Source organism: Methanosarcina sp. DH1 (assembly GCF_020804205.1).
Lineage (GTDB): Archaea > Halobacteriota > Methanosarcinia > Methanosarcinales > Methanosarcinaceae > Methanosarcina > Methanosarcina vacuolata.
In genome coordinates this window covers 44723-61665 of sequence record NZ_WJBJ01000027.1, presented here as the reverse complement: position 1 = coordinate 61665, position 16943 = coordinate 44723, and the positions used below count along the sequence as shown (strand labels likewise).

The 16943-nt window shown below is 39.3% G+C and carries 18 protein-coding genes; 12 read left to right on the top strand and 6 right to left on the bottom strand.

All coding sequences use genetic code 11. The annotated features are described in order from the left end of the window. Positions 1–272: 272 nt before the first annotated feature. On the bottom strand, positions 273–683 hold the full coding sequence (locus FXW07_RS15615; protein WP_229396190.1) for a hypothetical protein: 411 nt from the start codon (positions 681–683) through the stop codon (positions 273–275). Between the two features lie 252 nt (positions 684–935). On the opposite strand from FXW07_RS15615, the gene FXW07_RS15610 reads away from it, so the two are divergent. The 10 genes from FXW07_RS15610 (at position 936) to FXW07_RS15565 (ending at position 7244) form a co-directional block, all read left to right on the top strand. Further along, positions 936–1385: a hypothetical protein gene (locus FXW07_RS15610; RefSeq protein ID WP_048116757.1), complete on the top strand. Its 450-nt coding sequence runs from the start codon at positions 936–938 to the stop codon at positions 1383–1385. 40 nt (positions 1386–1425) lie between these two features. Further along, positions 1426–1722, top strand: coding sequence for a DUF1673 family protein (locus FXW07_RS15605; protein WP_229396189.1), 297 nt, complete (start codon positions 1426–1428; stop codon positions 1720–1722). Positions 1723–1828: 106 nt separating this feature from the next. Then, a complete protein-coding gene (locus FXW07_RS15600; protein ID WP_229396188.1) occupies positions 1829–2539 on the top strand; it encodes a DUF1673 domain-containing protein in 711 nt (236 codons plus the stop codon). Positions 2540–2544: 5 nt separating this feature from the next. After that, positions 2545–3249: a DUF1673 domain-containing protein gene (locus FXW07_RS15595; protein WP_229396187.1), complete on the top strand. Its 705-nt coding sequence runs from the start codon at positions 2545–2547 to the stop codon at positions 3247–3249. A gap of 13 nt (positions 3250–3262) precedes the next feature. Next, entirely contained in the window at positions 3263–3874 is a 612-nt protein-coding gene (locus FXW07_RS15590) for a DUF1673 family protein (protein WP_229396186.1), read from the top strand. Further along, positions 3871–4491, top strand: a complete 621-nt coding sequence (locus tag FXW07_RS15585; RefSeq protein ID WP_229396185.1) for a DUF1673 domain-containing protein — start codon at positions 3871–3873, stop codon at positions 4489–4491. Before FXW07_RS15590 ends, FXW07_RS15585 begins: the two co-directional genes overlap by 4 nt. Further along, positions 4488–5087, top strand: a complete 600-nt coding sequence (locus FXW07_RS15580) for a DUF1673 domain-containing protein (protein WP_229396184.1) — start codon at positions 4488–4490, stop codon at positions 5085–5087. The genes FXW07_RS15585 and FXW07_RS15580 overlap by 4 nt, the downstream gene beginning before the upstream one ends. Beyond that, a complete protein-coding gene (locus FXW07_RS15575; RefSeq protein ID WP_346655669.1) occupies positions 5084–5704 on the top strand; it encodes a DUF1673 domain-containing protein in 621 nt (206 codons plus the stop codon). Before FXW07_RS15580 ends, FXW07_RS15575 begins: the two co-directional genes overlap by 4 nt. A gap of 68 nt (positions 5705–5772) precedes the next feature. Beyond that, on the top strand, positions 5773–6234 hold the full coding sequence (locus FXW07_RS15570; RefSeq protein ID WP_229396228.1) for a DUF1673 family protein: 462 nt from the start codon (positions 5773–5775) through the stop codon (positions 6232–6234). Positions 6235–6503: 269 nt separating this feature from the next. Continuing rightward, positions 6504–7244 carry a DUF1673 family protein gene (locus FXW07_RS15565; RefSeq protein ID WP_229396183.1) on the top strand — a complete coding sequence of 247 codons (741 nt, stop codon included), beginning with the start codon at positions 6504–6506 and terminating at the stop codon, positions 7242–7244. 90 nt (positions 7245–7334) lie between these two features. On the opposite strand, the gene FXW07_RS15560 is transcribed toward FXW07_RS15565, so the two are convergent. The 4 genes from FXW07_RS15560 to FXW07_RS15545 all read right to left on the bottom strand — a co-directional run bounded on the left by FXW07_RS15560 (position 7335) and on the right by FXW07_RS15545 (position 10139). Further along, positions 7335–7808 (bottom strand): DUF5788 family protein, encoded by a 474-nt coding sequence (locus FXW07_RS15560; protein WP_229396182.1) that lies wholly within the window; start codon positions 7806–7808, stop codon positions 7335–7337. Positions 7809–8048: 240 nt separating this feature from the next. Continuing rightward, a complete protein-coding gene (gene pyrI / locus FXW07_RS15555) occupies positions 8049–8519 on the bottom strand; it encodes an aspartate carbamoyltransferase regulatory subunit (RefSeq protein WP_229396181.1) in 471 nt (156 codons plus the stop codon). Further along, positions 8516–9442, bottom strand: coding sequence for an aspartate carbamoyltransferase (gene pyrB / locus FXW07_RS15550; protein WP_229396180.1), 927 nt, complete (start codon positions 9440–9442; stop codon positions 8516–8518). The genes pyrI and pyrB overlap by 4 nt, the downstream gene beginning before the upstream one ends. A 220-nt stretch (positions 9443–9662) precedes the next feature. Beyond that, the gene (locus FXW07_RS15545; protein ID WP_229396179.1) at positions 9663–10139 is read right to left on the bottom strand and encodes a DUF5788 family protein; all 477 of its coding nucleotides are present in this window, start codon (positions 10137–10139) and stop codon (positions 9663–9665) included. Positions 10140–10505: 366 nt separating this feature from the next. Between FXW07_RS15545 and hxlA the strand changes: the two genes are divergently transcribed. Beyond that, positions 10506–11786 (top strand): 3-hexulose-6-phosphate synthase, encoded by a 1281-nt coding sequence (gene hxlA, locus FXW07_RS15540; protein WP_156150919.1) that lies wholly within the window; start codon positions 10506–10508, stop codon positions 11784–11786. Between the two features lie 180 nt (positions 11787–11966). On the opposite strand, the gene recQ is transcribed toward hxlA, so the two are convergent. Then, a complete protein-coding gene (gene recQ, locus FXW07_RS15535; RefSeq protein WP_229396226.1) occupies positions 11967–14720 on the bottom strand; it encodes a DNA helicase RecQ in 2754 nt (917 codons plus the stop codon). Positions 14721–15961: 1241 nt separating this feature from the next. Between recQ and guaA the strand changes: the two genes are divergently transcribed. Then, positions 15962–16879 (top strand): glutamine-hydrolyzing GMP synthase, encoded by a 918-nt coding sequence (gene guaA / locus FXW07_RS15530; protein ID WP_229396178.1) that lies wholly within the window; start codon positions 15962–15964, stop codon positions 16877–16879. Positions 16880–16943: the final 64 nt, after the last annotated feature.

Genomic DNA, 16943 nt, shown 5'->3' with positions numbered 1-16943 from the left:
CCATTAAAACTATTATAAGGAAAACTACAAACTTGGACAAAGAAACTCAAAACCAAAAGAAAAAACATGAAGTATAACAGCTAGTGTTGAGTCAACAACAAAATGTCGTATAAAATCAATTGTAGTTATTCGGAATTATTGGATCCTTGATGATTGACTCTACACTGGTGTCTTGAAAATTTAGTTATTGGTCACATGTTAACTCTGAATCGTTATATATTGATGAGAAGCTATCAAAGATTATGCTAAATAATTAAATTGCCATGTAAAAGTCATTTACTACTGAAGACAAGCCCAAAACTCAAATTTTCAATCCTGTCCGCAATAACGACATTTCCCAGTATTCCCAGCTTTTTTCCCTTGTCCCATTTTCCGTGAATAAAAAGTCTGTCCGCTACTGAGACAAGGCAGATACCATTGTATAGTACAACTACGTTTTTTCCTTTATATTCAATGGAGAAAACACTTTCATAACTGCTTCTTATACCCCCAATAATAATAATCAAAGGTATACCGAGAAAAAAAGAAGAGTGTTCATAGGTTCTGGAATCAATAGATGCTGCAGCTTGGGCTTCAAATTCTTCAGTTTCTTTCTTGTTTTTTTCATTTTCATTTTCGGCTATTGAGTCTTCAGAAAGATATATAACTTTAGGATTTATTTCAAAATCACTATCTTTTTGCATAAAACATCCCTATTGATTTTACATTTTCATTTTATAATTTTAAAAATGGGATTTAACAAATATATTTGTAAAAATATATAAAGCTCTGATTAAACTTTAATCAGTTTCTATATATTTTTTATGGTCAGGTCATTAAACTGCTTTTAATAAGATTTTAGAATTATCTTTAGAGAGAAGAATTTTTTTAGACAAATAGCTTCAAAAATTTTCAGAGCAGAAAGTTATATATAGTCAACGTTCAGATGTTTACATATGTTCCTTCCAGCAGGTGAAAAACAGTTTGAATTCTGGGTTCTGCGCCGAAACGGGCTTCCGAATATCAATATCGCAAAGCGTTTCGGAGTCTCCAGGCAGGCGGTCTCGCGAGCCCTTCTTAGTATGGATAAGCGCATTGAAGAAACCCTGCTTGAAATGGCCAGTGCAAACAGGATCGAAGTAGAAAAACTGGACTCAAAAAAGGGGATACTCTTTGGAAAATCGGTCCCTTTCAAAGCCAACGCAATAATCTTTGTCTCGGCAAAACACGGAATGCAAGTCTGGTACGAACACGAAGGTGAATGCGGGTCTTGCGAGAGGTACAGAGAATGCATTGAACTTCTCTGGGACTTTGCAGAAGAGATGCAGCTCAAACTCCAGAGTACGGAAGATCCCACAAAGATAGCTGATGAATTATTTGAGAAATTAAAAGAATCGATTGAATAGGCCTGACTAAAGCCCAGATAAAACTGAGGAAAAGATAGCAATGAACGTATTCACAAAAAGTATAAGGAAGATTATGGGATGGTGCCCGAATGCAAAAGCACTTGAAACCGGATCTCAAAATATTCCTGCAAATTTTGAGGTATATGATAGGTCTGGAGAAAAACCTGGAAACAATCTTAGTCGTATGAAAAGAATTGGATTGTTACTTACAAGTCTAGGTTCTTTAGTGTCAGTCTCGTCACTTGCTCTAGATTTAAAGGATAAAGTATCATCGATCATGGTAGGAATAGGGACTGTTTTATTTTTAATTGGCATTGTTCTCTATATTAAAGGATGATAGTGACTCTAGGTACCGAATTTATATGACAGAATGAGTTTTCTTGATAAAAGGTGCTTGTTCACAATTTCAGTGGGAATAAGCTGGAATGGGGGAAAGAGGGACTATGAATGTGTTAATTAAGAACATAAGAAAACTGATGGGATGGTGCCCGAATGCAAAAATGCTTGAAACCCAACATTCCGTCTGCCCTGAATATCTGGAAGCTGATAACCAATCCGGGGGAAAAGATGTAGGAAATACCCCTATTTCGTCTCCAGGCTGGTGGAACAAGCGTCATAATAGGTCATTAATAGCTTCCTCCGTGTTTACTCTCTTTTCCGTATATTGGATCGGATTCAAGGGAGTTAGTCCCATGGATGAAGGTTTCATGTCCGGGGTAATTTTAGGAATTATTTTTAACCTGAGCCTCTGTATCTGGACCTGGAATTATCTGGATGACATAAAGAACTCAAGCAGACAAAGAAAAATTATAACCGTATCGTCAAAATGGAGAGTTATAAATCTAATACTTTCCCTGGTATTTCTGTATCTCTTACTTTCACAATTAAACTGGGGATTCCTTTTGTTTTTAATCTCTGCTTTTTGTTTGATAGCTTTGTTGTACTACTTTAAGTTTGATCCAACTCCCCTGGTGTTTCTTTTTTACTTAGGTTCACTCAACACGGCATTTTCATCTGGCATAGCCGGCATTTGTTTGACAGCTTTTCTGTATTACCTTACGGATGTATACTGGGAAAAGAGGAATGGAAAAATAGTGCTTGTGTATGACCGTAAAATGTCAGAGATCTGTATCGTAAATGCGGGAGCGGAGTAACAACCATGACCCTGAAATATATCAAGAAACTGATGGGATGGTGCCCGAATGCAAAAATGCTTGAGACTCAGCATTGTAACCATTCTGAACATTTTGAAGCAAATGATCAAGATAAAGGGAGAGACTCTGGAAATCCTCCGGTTTTACCCACTGGTTGGTGGAACAAACGCCATAATAGAGCATTAGTAATATCCTCTGGATTGACTCTTTTTTCTGTACTGGGAATTGGATTTCTGGGCATTCATCCTATGGAGAAAGGTTTCATATTTGGGTTAATTATCGGAACCATTTTTAACCTGCTCTTGTGCATCTGGAACTGGCATTACCTGGATAATATAGAGAATACAGGCAAAAAAATTAAGATGGCTGGTAGGTCTCCAAAATGGAAAGCTGTAAATCTCATACTTTCACTGATATTACTGTATCTCTTATTTTCACAATCCAACTGGGGATTTATTTTGTTTTTTATCTCTGCCTTTTGTTTGACAGCGTTGTTGTATTACTTTGATTTTTTTGATTCAGCTGCCCTTGTATTGCTGCTTTCCTTGAGTTCATCGCTTGGTTGGAATTACATTATAGCATTTCTATCTGGCTTTTGTTTGACGGCTTTTCTGTATTACCTTACAGATATGTACTGGGAAAAAAGGAATGGGAAAATAATAATTGTGTACGGGCGCAAAATGCCGGGAATCTACATTGTAAATGCATGAATGGAGAGATGCTATGACTCTGGAACACATCAAGAGACTCATGGGATGGTGCCCAAATGTAAAAACGCTTGAAACTGGGTCCCAGATTAGCTCTGCTAGTTTTGAATTATATGATCAATCTGGAGGAGAAAAGGCCAGGAATCCAGGGACTTCAAGTCGTTTTTCCAGGCTTGATGTCAGACTACTCTTACCAACCCTTTTCTTAACTCCTCTCTACACAATTATGCTGTTAGTAAAGGGTGTAAATTTTGAGTTCTTCTTTTTGGGCATTTTGTTTTCTTTGCTGATAAATTTGCTTTTCTGGAAAAATCAGATACGTGAATACGATGCCGCCGCAAAAAAATCCACCGTTCGTTATATCTCTAAAATAGTACTCTTCTTTGTTTTCTTATCCCTAATTTTGTTTTTGAGTATCCCACCTATAGTTTTCTTGTCTTACACGCCTTCTTCTATTAACTCTCAATCAATGTATTCTTTTATTGCAGCAACCTGGATTCTTACTATGTGGGGAACCTGTCTTCAGCTATTTTACTGGGAGAAAAAAAATCACATGAGAATTCATATCAAAAATGAAAATGGCTTCCAAAAAACATATGCTATCGGGGAAGAAGAGGAAGAAATATGAGCCTTAAAGTCGAATACATAAAAAAGCTAATGGGTTGGTGCCCAAATGCAAAAGCATATGAAGCCAGACAGCACGCTAATCTTGAAAGTTTTGATTCCGATATTCCGGACAGAGCAAGGGGAGAAAATGGAGATTTAAAGGACCCTGGATGGCTCCGGAAAGAAAGTAATCAAATTCTTCTATTTGATATTTTTTTAACGTTTGTGTATCTCCTGATGATTAATCTGATAGATCTGAACCTGCTCTATTTACTTGCTGGATTTTTAGTGGCCTTATCTCAGTTAGTATTACGCTGGAATAAACAGATGCAGCGATACAACGACATTGCGAGAAAACCTATTACTCGTTATGGCTCTAAAGAAAAATATCTTCCAGGTTTACTATTCATAATTTTTACTATTTTATTCACATCTCTTCTTATAGTTCTCTCTTATATGTTCAACTTTGGCATTCCATCGATACCGGCATTTTATTTTTCAATTCTTTGGTTCTTTATGTGGGGCTTTTATTTCCAGTTAATTTACTGGGAGATGAAAAATCACATGAAAATTTGTATAATATTTGAAAATGGCTTCCAAAAAACATATGCTCTTGGGAAAAAGGAGGGAGAAATGTGAGCCTTAAAGTCGAATACATAAAAAAGCTAATGGGTTGGTGCCCAAATGCAAAAGCATATGAAGCTAGAAGGAATATTGGCCTTGAAAACTTTGATTCCAATGTTCCGGACAGAGCAAGGGGAGATAACAGCTGTTTAAAGAATCCTGGATGGCTCCAGAGAGAAAGTAATCAAATACTTCTATTTGCTATTTTTTTAACATTTGTTCATTTCCTTATATACAATCACATGGGCCTTCTCCCATCCCTTTTTGCACCATTACCTCCCTTATTTTATTTTGTATTTCACTGGAATGAGCGGATTCAGCGGTTCAACGACATTGCAAAAAAACCTATTGCCCGCAATGTCTCTAAATTATCATATCTTTGGATTTTTTTGATAATCATAGTTTTTATTGCTCCGATTACGTTGCTCACTTATATGTTAACACACTGGAACTTAGCCTTATTTGAACTTTCAATTCTTTGTTTTTTCATGTGGGGTTTTTATTTCCAGCTAATTTACTGGGAGAAGAAAAATCACATGAAAATTTATATAAAACATGAAAATAGCTTCGAGAAGACGTATGCTGTTGGGGAAAATGAGGGAGAAATGTGAGCCTTATAGTTGAAAACATAAAAAAGTTGATGGGCTGGTGTCCGAATGCAAAAGCACTTGAAGCTGAAACCCGAATTAGTTCTGCTAATTTTGCAGCAAATGACCGATCAGGAGGAGAAAAGACAAGAAGTCTGAATATTCCTAAACAGCATTCCAGGCTTGATACCCAACTCCTCTTGCTACCAATTATCTTTATTTATATTTATATAAACCTATTTCAAAAAGGTATAAATACAGAGGCTTTCCTTCTTGGCCTTTCACTTTCTTTACCGATCTATTTACTCGGCTGGAAAAAACAGATGCGTCAATACGATGCCGTGAAAAGAAATCCTGTCGTTTCTCCTTCCTTTAGAAGAACGTTTGCCTGCGTGATCTTATTCCTATTTTTGTGTTTCACTTTGTTCATGGCTTTATTGCCCTATATCTCGTCTTATGCAGTTTATCTTCTTAACGATCAGGCTCTGTATTCTTTCACTACAGGAGTTCTGATTCTTATGTGGGGCTTCTATTTCCAGCTAATTTACTGGGAGAAGAAAAACCATATGAAAATGTACATGAAAAGAGAAAAGGGACAGCAAAAGTTGTATGTCCTTGGAGAAAAGGATGAAGAACTATGAGCCGGGAGTCCAGATACATAAAAAAGCTGATAGGATGGTGCCCGACAAAAAACTCCCTCCGGAATCAAATGCATGAAGGTTGCCTCCCGGATTTTAAATGGGGAAATGGAAATATTCAATTAAGCTCCTCTCCCGCGGATCTCCAGGAAAACAGAACTCTTAAAGTGCAAGCCAGTCTCTTTGACTGGTGGTGGTTATCGCGGGTTTTAATAACCGTTTTTTCCACATTAATAGCCTCCTCGCTTTTATGGGCATATACTCCTGAAGACTCTTATTTGATTATATTTTCAGGCCTTGTTAAGTTCTTTCTGCCTATAATATTTCTTCTTAATCGCCCCGATGCTGTCACAGTAACACCTGGGGAAATCAGAATCAAAAAGCCTCTGCGTAAGCCTATTGTGATTGAAAAAGAGGATATCATTCAAATCTCGACAACGAAAAATTATAATCATTCATTACGATGGCTATCCCGTTTGTTTTGTGTAGTTTTAATACCAATCTACTTTATAGAAGGGATGCCAAGGAACTAGCAATATATTGAATATGTTGAATATATTGAAGGATTACTTTCAAACTATGTTGATCTTAGTCTATTTCTGGGACATATTGCGACAGTAACAATTCTACTTGTGGCATTTTACAATGGCGAACTCTTAACGCCTTATCAGTGGGCCCTTAAAGTTACTACGCACTCAAAACTGGAACTTACGTTTTTTACTAATAAACCTGAAGAGCTTACAAGTTTCCTCAAAAACGAAAGGGACCAAAATGAAATAAAAACGTTTTGAAGGCTTATGAAATGATTTTGGTAAAATATTTTAGAAAATTGATGGGATGGTGCCCTATGGAGGATTCTATCCAAAAAGAAAGGAAGGAAGGCGGCTGTTATAGTTTTGGACTGGAAAAGCTGGGCCAACCAGTACATTCTCCTGCAAATATGCAAGAAGATGAGGTTCTGAAAGGACGGGGCCTGTATAGAGGCTACGGAATTGGAAAAATTATCGGTACATCGTTAGTAATCAGTTTAATTTTGGGATTATATAGTCCTGCAGGCTCTTTTTTCGATCTCTTTTCTTCCTTAATCCCCTATCTGGCTATTTTGGCTTTTATTCTTTATAATCATACTACTGTGTTGTTGACTCCTGAAAAAATAATTATTCGCCGGCATCTGTTCAGATCCCTCGTGTTGAGGAAAGAGAATATCGTGACGACCACTATATCGAAGAACAAAGGCCGTTCCCTGCGTTGGCCACTGCGTTTGTTAGCCCTTGCTACCCTTGCAATTCAACTGCCTCATATCGTAGAAAATATAACCAGAGATTTGCAGATGGAAGCAGCTCCGGCTTTCATAAAACTAAGCTCAGTCATGGTAGATTTCTGGATAGTTGCATATGTCCTTGTTATTTATTTTTATATCTTCGAACTCACAGTGCCTTATCAACAGATTCTTAAAATTACTACACGATCAAACTTAAGTTTGGAATTCTACACTGAAGAACCTGAAGAAATTATGGCGACCTTAAAAAATAAGAGTAAGTAGAAAATTGAAAACAAAAAAGAAATCGAAAGACTATCCTGAAATTGAAATTCCCTGAAGCCGAAACCACTGAAGAAATCACAAACAAACTTATTACTTTAAACTTTTAATAAGATTCTGAAAGTACTTTTCGTCCACTATCTTCTGGGTATTGAGCATACGCTTAAACTCATCAACACTTTTTTCCCCACCTTTCCCCTCAAGTTTGTCTTTTAATTCCATTGAAGCCCGCATAAGCCCAGTTGCTTCTTCGTAGAGGGCTTCAGCCTCTGCTTTTGTAAGCTCTTCGGTCTCTATTAGTTCTTCGTCTACTTTTGATTTTTCATTCAATTTTGGGATAAGAGCTCTGATTTCGGCAGCTTTATCTGTATCCAGTGATTCTTTTTCGCTCAGCTCTCGGATCATGTCTCTGAGCCTGTACTCGAGCCCATCAATCTCTACGCTTTCAGGGATTTTTTTTCCTGCCCAGGCAAAATCACTCCTGAGACTCCAGAGAAGCTTATTGCGCTCTTCGTACCCAATATATTCTTCATCTGCCTCTTCCGTATCATTATCTCTTTTTATCATGAGCAATTTCCCCTGAAGATAATAGCAGTTAAAACTGCAAAATTATATTCAAATGGATAATATTCGAACTACACTGAACTAATATCCTGTGAATTAATTACCGATCACTTCAGTCCTGTAAGAGAACCTCAAGATAAAAACAAAAATTGATTTTTAGCTCAGAAAGTCATATATTGCAGCAGATTTTCATTTGCAGCAGGTTTTCATTTACAGCAGATTTTCATTTGCAGCAGATTTTCATTACAGCAAATTTTCGGCTATATTTTCTGAAATTACGTGCTCGCAGTAAAGACAGCGTAGAGTTACCCCATCTTCTTCGGACTGGAGCACGGAAAATTTTGATTTTATGGGTTCACTGCTATTAGAAATACAGTTTGGATTGGTACAGCGTACAACACCTTCAACATAAGAAGGAAGCACAACTTTATTTTTCTGAACCACTTCAAAATCCCTTATAATATTGATAGTGGCTTTCGGAGATATAAGAGCAATCCTGTTAAGCTCTTCGACGCTGAGTTCCTTACCTTCAATCTTCACAACGTCTTTTATGCCTGCTGCACCGGGTGCATTCATAACGAAACTGATAGTAGCTCGAAAAGCATTGGAAATCCCGAGTATACGCAGAACATTCAAAGCCTGCCCAGCCTTTATATGGTCAATCACTGTTCCATTTTCAATTGCCTGAATCTTCAGGTCTCTTTTTTCCTTCATTCAATCACTCCCGTGGCAAGAGCGAGAAGTGCCATCCGCGTAGGGACCCCATAAAAAGCCTGCTCGAAATAACATGCATACGGTGTTGAATCCACTTCAGGAGAGATTTCGTTGACCCGTGGGAGAGGATGAAGAATCTTAAGGTTAGGATCTGCGTTTTTCAGCAGGTCACCTGTAACCTTCAACCTGTTTTTGACCTTTTCATATTCTTCAGGATCAGGGAAACGTTCCCTTTGAACCCTTGTCATATAAAGAACTTCAACATCTCCAATTATGTCTTCAAGAGAAGTTGTCTCTCTGATTCTGATCTTATTCTTTTGAAGATCCCTGATTATCTCCTGGGGCATCCTGAGTTCAGGAGGCGAAACTAAAGTTATTTCGGCTCCGTAAAGAGATAGAGCATGACATAGGGAATGAACTGTTCTTCCATATTTCAGGTCTCCTGCCATAGCGATCTTCAGACCTTCGAGATGGCTTTCCCTGCGAATAGTATAGAGGTCAAGGAAAGTTTGCGTAGGGTGGTGTAAAGAGCCGTCTCCACCATTGATTATAGGAACACTTGCAAATTCCGCAGCCATTCGTGCTGACCCATCAAGAGGATGACGCAACACTATAAGATCTGCATACTTACTGATTACGCGGATAGTATCGGCAAGATTTTCGCCTTTCATTACTGAACTTGCCTCCACAGAACCCAGGTTAAGAACCTGCCCCCCAAGCCTCTGCGCAGCGGCCTCAAAAGACAGCCTTGTCCTTGTGCTTGGTTCAAAAAAAAGAAGAGCTATTATTTTTCCATCCAGCAACCGGGACCTCTCTTCACCTCTGGCTACAGGTTCAAGTTTTTCTGCCGTATCCAGAACGTAATCGATTTCTTTCCGCGAAAAGTCCTTCATAGAAATGACGTTTCTGTTCTTAAATGACATCCTGTTTTCATAAAGTGGTTCCCAAAGATATAACCTTTGCTCCAGAAATTTCTAAGAGTATTGAAGGAAATTAAATCCTGTATTGTATTTTAGTGCTAACGCGTTACTTTTAATGCTGACATATTACTTTAAGTGCTAATGTATTACTTTTAATGCTGGGATGTTACTTTCAATATTAACATATCACTTTCAGTGCTAACACATCATTTAGACACTTACATCATTTAGACACTTTTTTTATGAATTCAAGCCAGAGCTTTGCGTCTCTAACCCTCTGATTAGCGAACTGCTCCTGAAAGCGTTTCGTATTTTGCTTGAAGATTCCGCTCTCGATCTCCTGTAAATTTGTGATTGCACGCAATAAGCCTGCAGTCTCATGATAGAGATTTCTTGATTCTTCCGAAGTAAGGGAATTCTCTTCAAGCTCTTTTTCATCTTCCATTTCCTTTGCTGAAAGAATTTCAATGCATTTATCTATCTTGGATTTCTCAGATTCACTGAGTTCCTCTTTTTGAACCAGTTCCCATATATAGTTGTGAAGAGGATAAGTTTCTCCCTCAAGCTCAACATAATCCGGGATACGCTGACCTACCCAGAAAAGGCGAGAATGCAGAGCCGAAAGTAACTGCTTGCGTTCCTCATCTGTGATATAATTTTCAGAATCATTCTTTTCGGATATTCCAAGGTTCTTTTCCATTGTCTTCCCCCAGTAAATATTATAGCATTAATCAAATTCCTACGACAACTGGATAATATTCATTTTTTATAACTGGCTAATATTTATTCTTTACCTGTGAATGTCAGATATAAACAACACCGTGAACACAAAAACAGTCGCAAATAAAAAGAAATATAGGTAATGAAAAACTCACATATAAAAATTAGATAATTTGAGTCAGAATAAAAGGATAAATTTAAGAGAATTAAATTAAAAGAATCGATATAAAACCCGGAAGTCCGAAAGAATAGATCCGGAGTAAAACAGGATAAAAACATACAGGACAGCTGATATAGAAATATTTAAAAATTTCAGCTTTTCCTATTTCCCGCTTGAGGTGATACTATAGTTCCCATAATTCAGGTTGCACTTGATCTTCTGGAATTGGATCGTGCGGTAGAGATTGCAAAAGAGGCAATAGCAGGAGGTGCGGACTGGATCGAAATTGGAACCCCTCTGATCAAAAGTGAGGGAATGGACGCAATCCGCACTATGAGGAAAGCTTTTCCAGACCGGACGATTCTGGCAGACATGAAAACTGTAGATACAGGCGCTATAGAAGTTGAGATGGCAGCAAAAGCTGGGGCTGATGTCGTTATTGTGCTAGGGAGTGCAGATGATTCTACGTTACTTGATGCACTCCGTTCATCCCATAAATATGGAGTCAGGTTAATGGCAGACCTCATTTCGGCTCCTGACCCTGTAAAAAGAGTAATTGAACTTGAGTCTCTGGGCGTAGACTATGTTAATGTACACATAGGTATAGACCAGCAGATGATGGGAAAAGACCCCATATCGCTTCTCAGGGAAATTTCACAGAGAGTCAACGTACAGCTTGCAGTCGCTGGTGGGCTCGATGCAAATAGTGCAGTGCAGGCTGTTAAGGCCGGGGCAAAAGTTGTAATTGTCGGAGGGAATATCACTCATTCTGACAACGTAACCGAAGCTGCAAGAAAAATCAGGCAGAGTGTGGACTCCCCAGAAGCTGTAGAAATCTGCAGTGTCAGCACTGTAGACCAGGAAATCAGAGAAATTCTTAAAGAAGTATCCACTTCAAACATTTCTGATGCCATGCACCGGAAAGGCGCAATGAAAGGCATTCATCCTCTGGTAAGAGGAAAAATGGTAGGAACCGCAGTTACCGTGCAGACTTTTCCCGGAGACTGGGCAAAGCCCGTGGAAGCAATTGATATTGCAAAAGAAGGAGACGTAATCGTTATTTACAACGAAAATAAAGATGTTGCCTGCTGGGGAGGGCTTGCAACCTGGAGCGCCTTGAACAAGGGAATTGCAGGCTTGGTGATAGAGGGTGCTGTCAGGGATATTGACGAAGTCGAAAACCTGGGACTTCCGATTTATACAAGCAATACCGTACCTAACGCCGGAGATCCTAAAGGTTTTGGAGAAATCAACGCTGAAATTACCTGCGGTGGCCAGACCGTGAAGCCAGGAGATTATATAGTGGGCGACGAAAGCGGTGTTGTGGTAATTCCAGCAGAAAGGGCATACGAGCTGGCAAGAAGAGCAAAAGAGGTTTACAAAACCGAAAAAAGACTCTTCGATGAAATCAAGAGAGGCGGGACGCTGTCTGAGATCATGAATTTAAAGAAATGGGAAAAACGTTGAATGCCCCCATTTTCAGAAACTCAGACTAAAAACAAGAAAACAGAAATGAGAATTAAAAAAAGTGATAATTAAAAAACAGCGAGAATTAAAAAGTAGTGAGAATTAAAAAGTAGTGAGAATTAAAAAGGTCAGAAAATCATAAAAATCAAAGAAGAACAGCGAAATTTGCAGAAAAGGGTTTTACTTACCATCTTCAGGCTGGGAAAAGCAGATTCTGGACAGAAGGAGAGCTCTGACAAATTTCATTTCTTCTTCCTGGCAGTTCTCACCCAACTTTGCCCGAAGCAGAGAGTTTAGCTCAACTTCTAAGCTTTCCAGGGAAGCTTTGATCTGTTGTTGTCTTTTGGGAGGTAAGAGTCCTCCAATATTTCTTACGTTTCCAGAAAGAGTGAGCTGTTCAAGTTGCCTGAAAACGGCTCTGATACTCATACCCTGGATGTCAGCAATCTCATCGATTCCAAACCCCTGCGTAAAAAGAGACAACGTTCTTTGCAGAGAATCCGTTTCAAAAGAACCGGAGATAGAAGGATCTGCTCTGGTGGCGTTTACAATCTCTAATTCAGGCAATATCTCTGCCGTATCTATTTCCCTGAAGCCGCCTGCCGAAGAATTCCGCTCTGACCAGTCCTGAATACTCGTATCCAGATACCTTGTTTTTTTTGTGGATAAGTTGCAGACTTCTAGGCTGTTGATGTTTTCAGACTCGGGATTGGGTATTTTAGTCCCGAATATCTCGATCTCAACTTTGGAATTTTCATCATTCTGAGCATTCTGAGCAGTTTCTTTTGAGGTTATTCCCTCTTGTTCAGGGTCTTTACAGGTAGCCTCTAATTTTTCAACAGATTTTTCAATCGATTTTTCAACAGGTGTTTCAATAGATTTTTCAACAGGTGTTTTAATAGATTTATCAATAGGTGTTTCAGCAGATTCTTCAACAGGTTTTTCAATAGATTTTTCAGAAGGTTTTTCAGCGGGTACTAAACTGTAATCTGTGCAGTAGTTTTCGATTTCCTTGAGAAAAACATCCCCGTATTTTCTTAATTTATGTTCTCCAACCCCTGTAATAGAATGAAACTCCTCAGAAGTTTGCGGAAACCTTGTAGCCATTTCCTTAAGGGAAGTGTCAGAAAAAATAATGTAGGGAGGAAGATTTTTCTGTAAAGCAATTTCCTTTCTCAGAGCTCTTAACCGTTCAAAAAGAATCGGGTCAGGCTCTTTCCCGGAGATTATAGCTTTTTTCGCCTCTGAAGCTTTGAGGATGTCAGAAGCAACTGAAAATTTATCTGAAAAAGCTTCTTCCTCAGAGAAACTTAGATCGTCGGCTTTTTTGCCTTTTGTACCAGTTACCGTAGAAGGCATGAAACTTTCTTCAGCCTCAGGAACAAAACCTTCGGGGCAGACAAGCTCTACTTGTTCCAGCCCTTTCAGTATTTTTCTGCTCATGGCATTAAGCTTCAATAAAGGATACTTTGTCCCACTTACGTCCAGAAGACCGGTATTTATCATTTCGGAAGCTAATGATTTCCATTGTTCTTTTGTGAACTCCAGGCCACTGCCATGACTTTTCAACCTTTCATGACGGTTTTGCCTGATTTTTTTATTCTTTGAACCTGTGAGGACATCAATAACATAGTTAGTGCCAAAGCGCTGGTTCAGTTCCTGGACGCAGGTTATCAATTTTTTTGCAGCTTCAGTCCCGTCAAAGGTATCTTTAGGAGTAAGGCAGCAGTCACAATTCCCGCAGGGTTCTGGGAGCTCTTCACCAAAGTACTCCATCAAAGTCTGGCGCCTGCACTTATTTACCTCGCAATAAGCTACCATTTGCCTTAACTGCACCAGAGAAATGTCCTTCTCCTTTTCATTTGTCTTCTGTGAGATAAAGTACTCAATCTTGAAACGGTCTCCTCTGCTGAAAAAAAGGATACATTCGCATGGGCTTCCGTCCCTTCCTCCTCTGCCGGTCTCCTGATAGTAGCTCTCAAGATTTCGGGGAAGGTCATAGTGTATTACAAAACGTACATTGGACTTATCAATCCCCATCCCAAAAGCGATTGTAGCTACTATGATGTCCACGTCATCTTTAATGAACATCTCCTGGTTTCGGTTCCTCTCGGAGTCTGAAAGCCCTGCATGGTAGGGAAGGGCCCTGAAACCTGCAATGTTCAGTTTTTTTGTAAGTGCTTCGACGCTATTTCGGCTCTGGCAATAGATGATACCCGCTTCACCTCTATGCCTGCGCAGGTAGTCAGTAATCTCGGAAAAAGTTTCTTTTTTTGGCCTGACCTCATAGTACAGGTTTTTCCGGTTGAAACTGGCCACGTAAGGACCTTTTTCCGGAGGAAGATGAAGATTGAGTTGCGATATGATATCCTCGCGAACCCTTTCTGTGGCTGTTGCCGTAAGCGCAATGATTGGGATATCAGGAAAACCTGTTTTAGGATCTCTCAAAAGTTTCAATTTCCTGTACTCAGGCCGAAAATCATGGCCCCACTCGGAAATACAGTGAGCTTCGTCAATCGCAAAAAGGCTGACCTTTCCTTTCTTTAAAAAAGCAAGGGTCCCTGGCATCATAAGCCTTTCAGGAGCAACGTAAAGAACTTTTAACCGATTTTCGAGAAAAGCCGTCTTTACATCACGGTTTTCTCTGGCGCTCTGGGTACTGTTCATGCAGGCTGCGGCAATCCCGTTTGCTTCAAGTCCATCAACCTGGTCTTTCATCAGAGATATCAGAGGAGAAACAACAACCGTAACTCCTTCCATGAGAAGGGCAGGCAACTGGTAGCACATAGACTTGCCCCCGCCGGTAGGCATGAGCACAAAAACGTCTTTCTTCTCCAGAACATCCCTGATAATTTCCTCCTGCAACGGGCGAAAGGAAGTGTATCCGAAATACTGGTGAAGGGTTGAATGCATTCTGGCGGACAGGGAAGGCATTGGCTCAAGCTCACGTTTACTTGCCTTCAAGAAATCATACTCAATGCTCGTTTTCGAATCCCCCTGACTGTAGAATCAATGTCACGCCAGAATATAAACCCCAGAAGACCCAGGGAAGTCAAAGTGTGGATATGCTCTCATGCACGGACATATCCTCAATATTTCAATTTTTATAATAGACATATTCTATGTTTATGAAAACTATTCCTCTATAGTAAATTATTCCCGTGTAGTGAGGAATTAGACATCAGTAATATCAGTATAAAATGTGTCAGGTATGGAATCCTGATGTTGTGGTGTTTTACGCTCATCATATTTAAGTTGCAGGTGTGCGGGGTGAAAGTACTCGGGTGTATTAGCTGTAAGCTATGGACATACATCAGAGGTATCTCAAGATAGTAAAATTCAAAAAAGAATATAGAAAGGAAAATTAAATTACCAAATTTGGAAAAAATTTTGAACAGAAAATCACATCACCAAATTAGGAAAAGTCGGAAAAGGATTGAAAAGTGGTAATAAGCAAGTGGTTTACTGGTTTCTAGCGTCAGCATTATTAATGTTTGATCTTAGGTAAAGATAGGAAGATAAGGAGTGCGGCTACACCCAGGTACTTCTTATCTTCCTCTTAAGATAATCCCTTATACCAACCAGCTATGTTTTCAGTTTTCCACAGTTTTCCATTCCTGGTACACTTTTCCTTATTTCGTATTCCTCTTCAAATCGTATGGGTAAAAATAAATTTCATTTATTTACTGAAAAAAGCACATGATATTCTTCGAATAACATGCACAATCAATGAAAGTGCTTGCAGATGGCAGTACTTTCATGCTAAATTTAAGAATTTAACCAGGTCTGAGAAACAACCTTAAGAGATGAATTCAACTTTACGATTGTATCACAAAATTATCGAATATTTTTCGAGTTGGAAAATTCTCCATTGAATTTGAAGAGGATACTGTAAGATTTAGTTTTCATACATTGAAACAAATCTGCTCTGTAACTTTACTGAAGTGGGAAACAAAAAGACTGGAAAGAAGCACCCAATACATTTTAGAGACATACGGAGCCAATAATAATACTGACAACTTATTTTCGACTATACCTTTAAATATCAAAAACCCCATGCACAAACTCATATATCACACTAAAATAGTCAAATTCAGATAATTCTAATAGTCTTTACTGATCACGATCATTTTTTCAAAGGATTCTCAATTCAGCATCATTTAAGGAGCATTTCAATGGTAAAACCCGAAAAATTCATTCCAAAAGCAGTTGAGAAAATTAGCAAGGAAATAAAGGATGGGAGAGCAATTATTGCACTCTCAGGCGGCGTGGACAGTTCTGTTTGTGCGGAATTGGCTCACAGGGCAATAGGAGGCAGGCTGCAGCCTATATATATTGACACAGGGCTCATGAGAAAAGGAGAAACCGAGAGGATAAAGCATATTTTCTCCCACATGAACCTGGATATTGTATATGCAAAGGACAGGTTCCTTGCAGCCCTGAAAGGCATAACTGACCCTGAAGAGAAAAGGAAGGCTATAGGCGAGACATTCATCCGGGTCTTTGAAGAAGAGGCAAGGAAACTTGAAGCCGACTATCTTATCCAGGGAACGATTTACCCTGACAGGATCGAGTCAGAAGGCGGAATCAAATCCCACCACAATGTTGGAGGGCTGCCCAGCGTAATGGACTTCAAGAAGATAATAGAACCGATTGAGGACCTTTACAAAGATGAGGTTCGAGAAGTTGCCTGGGCGCTCAAGCTGCCTGACGAAATCTGTGAAAGGATGCCTTTCCCCGGACCTGGCCTGGCTGTGCGGATTCTTGGAGAAGTTACAGAGGAGAAACTTGAGGTTGTACGGGAAGCAAACAATATAGTTGAAGAAGAACTTCTTGACAGGTTCTGTCCCTGGCAGACTTTTGCTGCTGTACTTGGCAAGGGAACAGGCGTAAAGGGAGACATTCGGGCTTACGGCTGGATAATAGCTGTAAGGGCTGTAGGCTCCAGAGACGGAATGACTGCAGAAGCGCTTGAACTTCCCTGGGATGTACTCAAAAAACTGGAATCCAGAATCACCTCTGAAATCCCGAAAGTAGCCAGAGTGGTTTATGATATCACACCAAAACCGCCTGCGACTATTGAGTTTGAGTGAAGCACAGGCCACTTAAATGGAATTAGAGTTACAGAGTATAAAAGTAAAAGTACAGAATATAAGG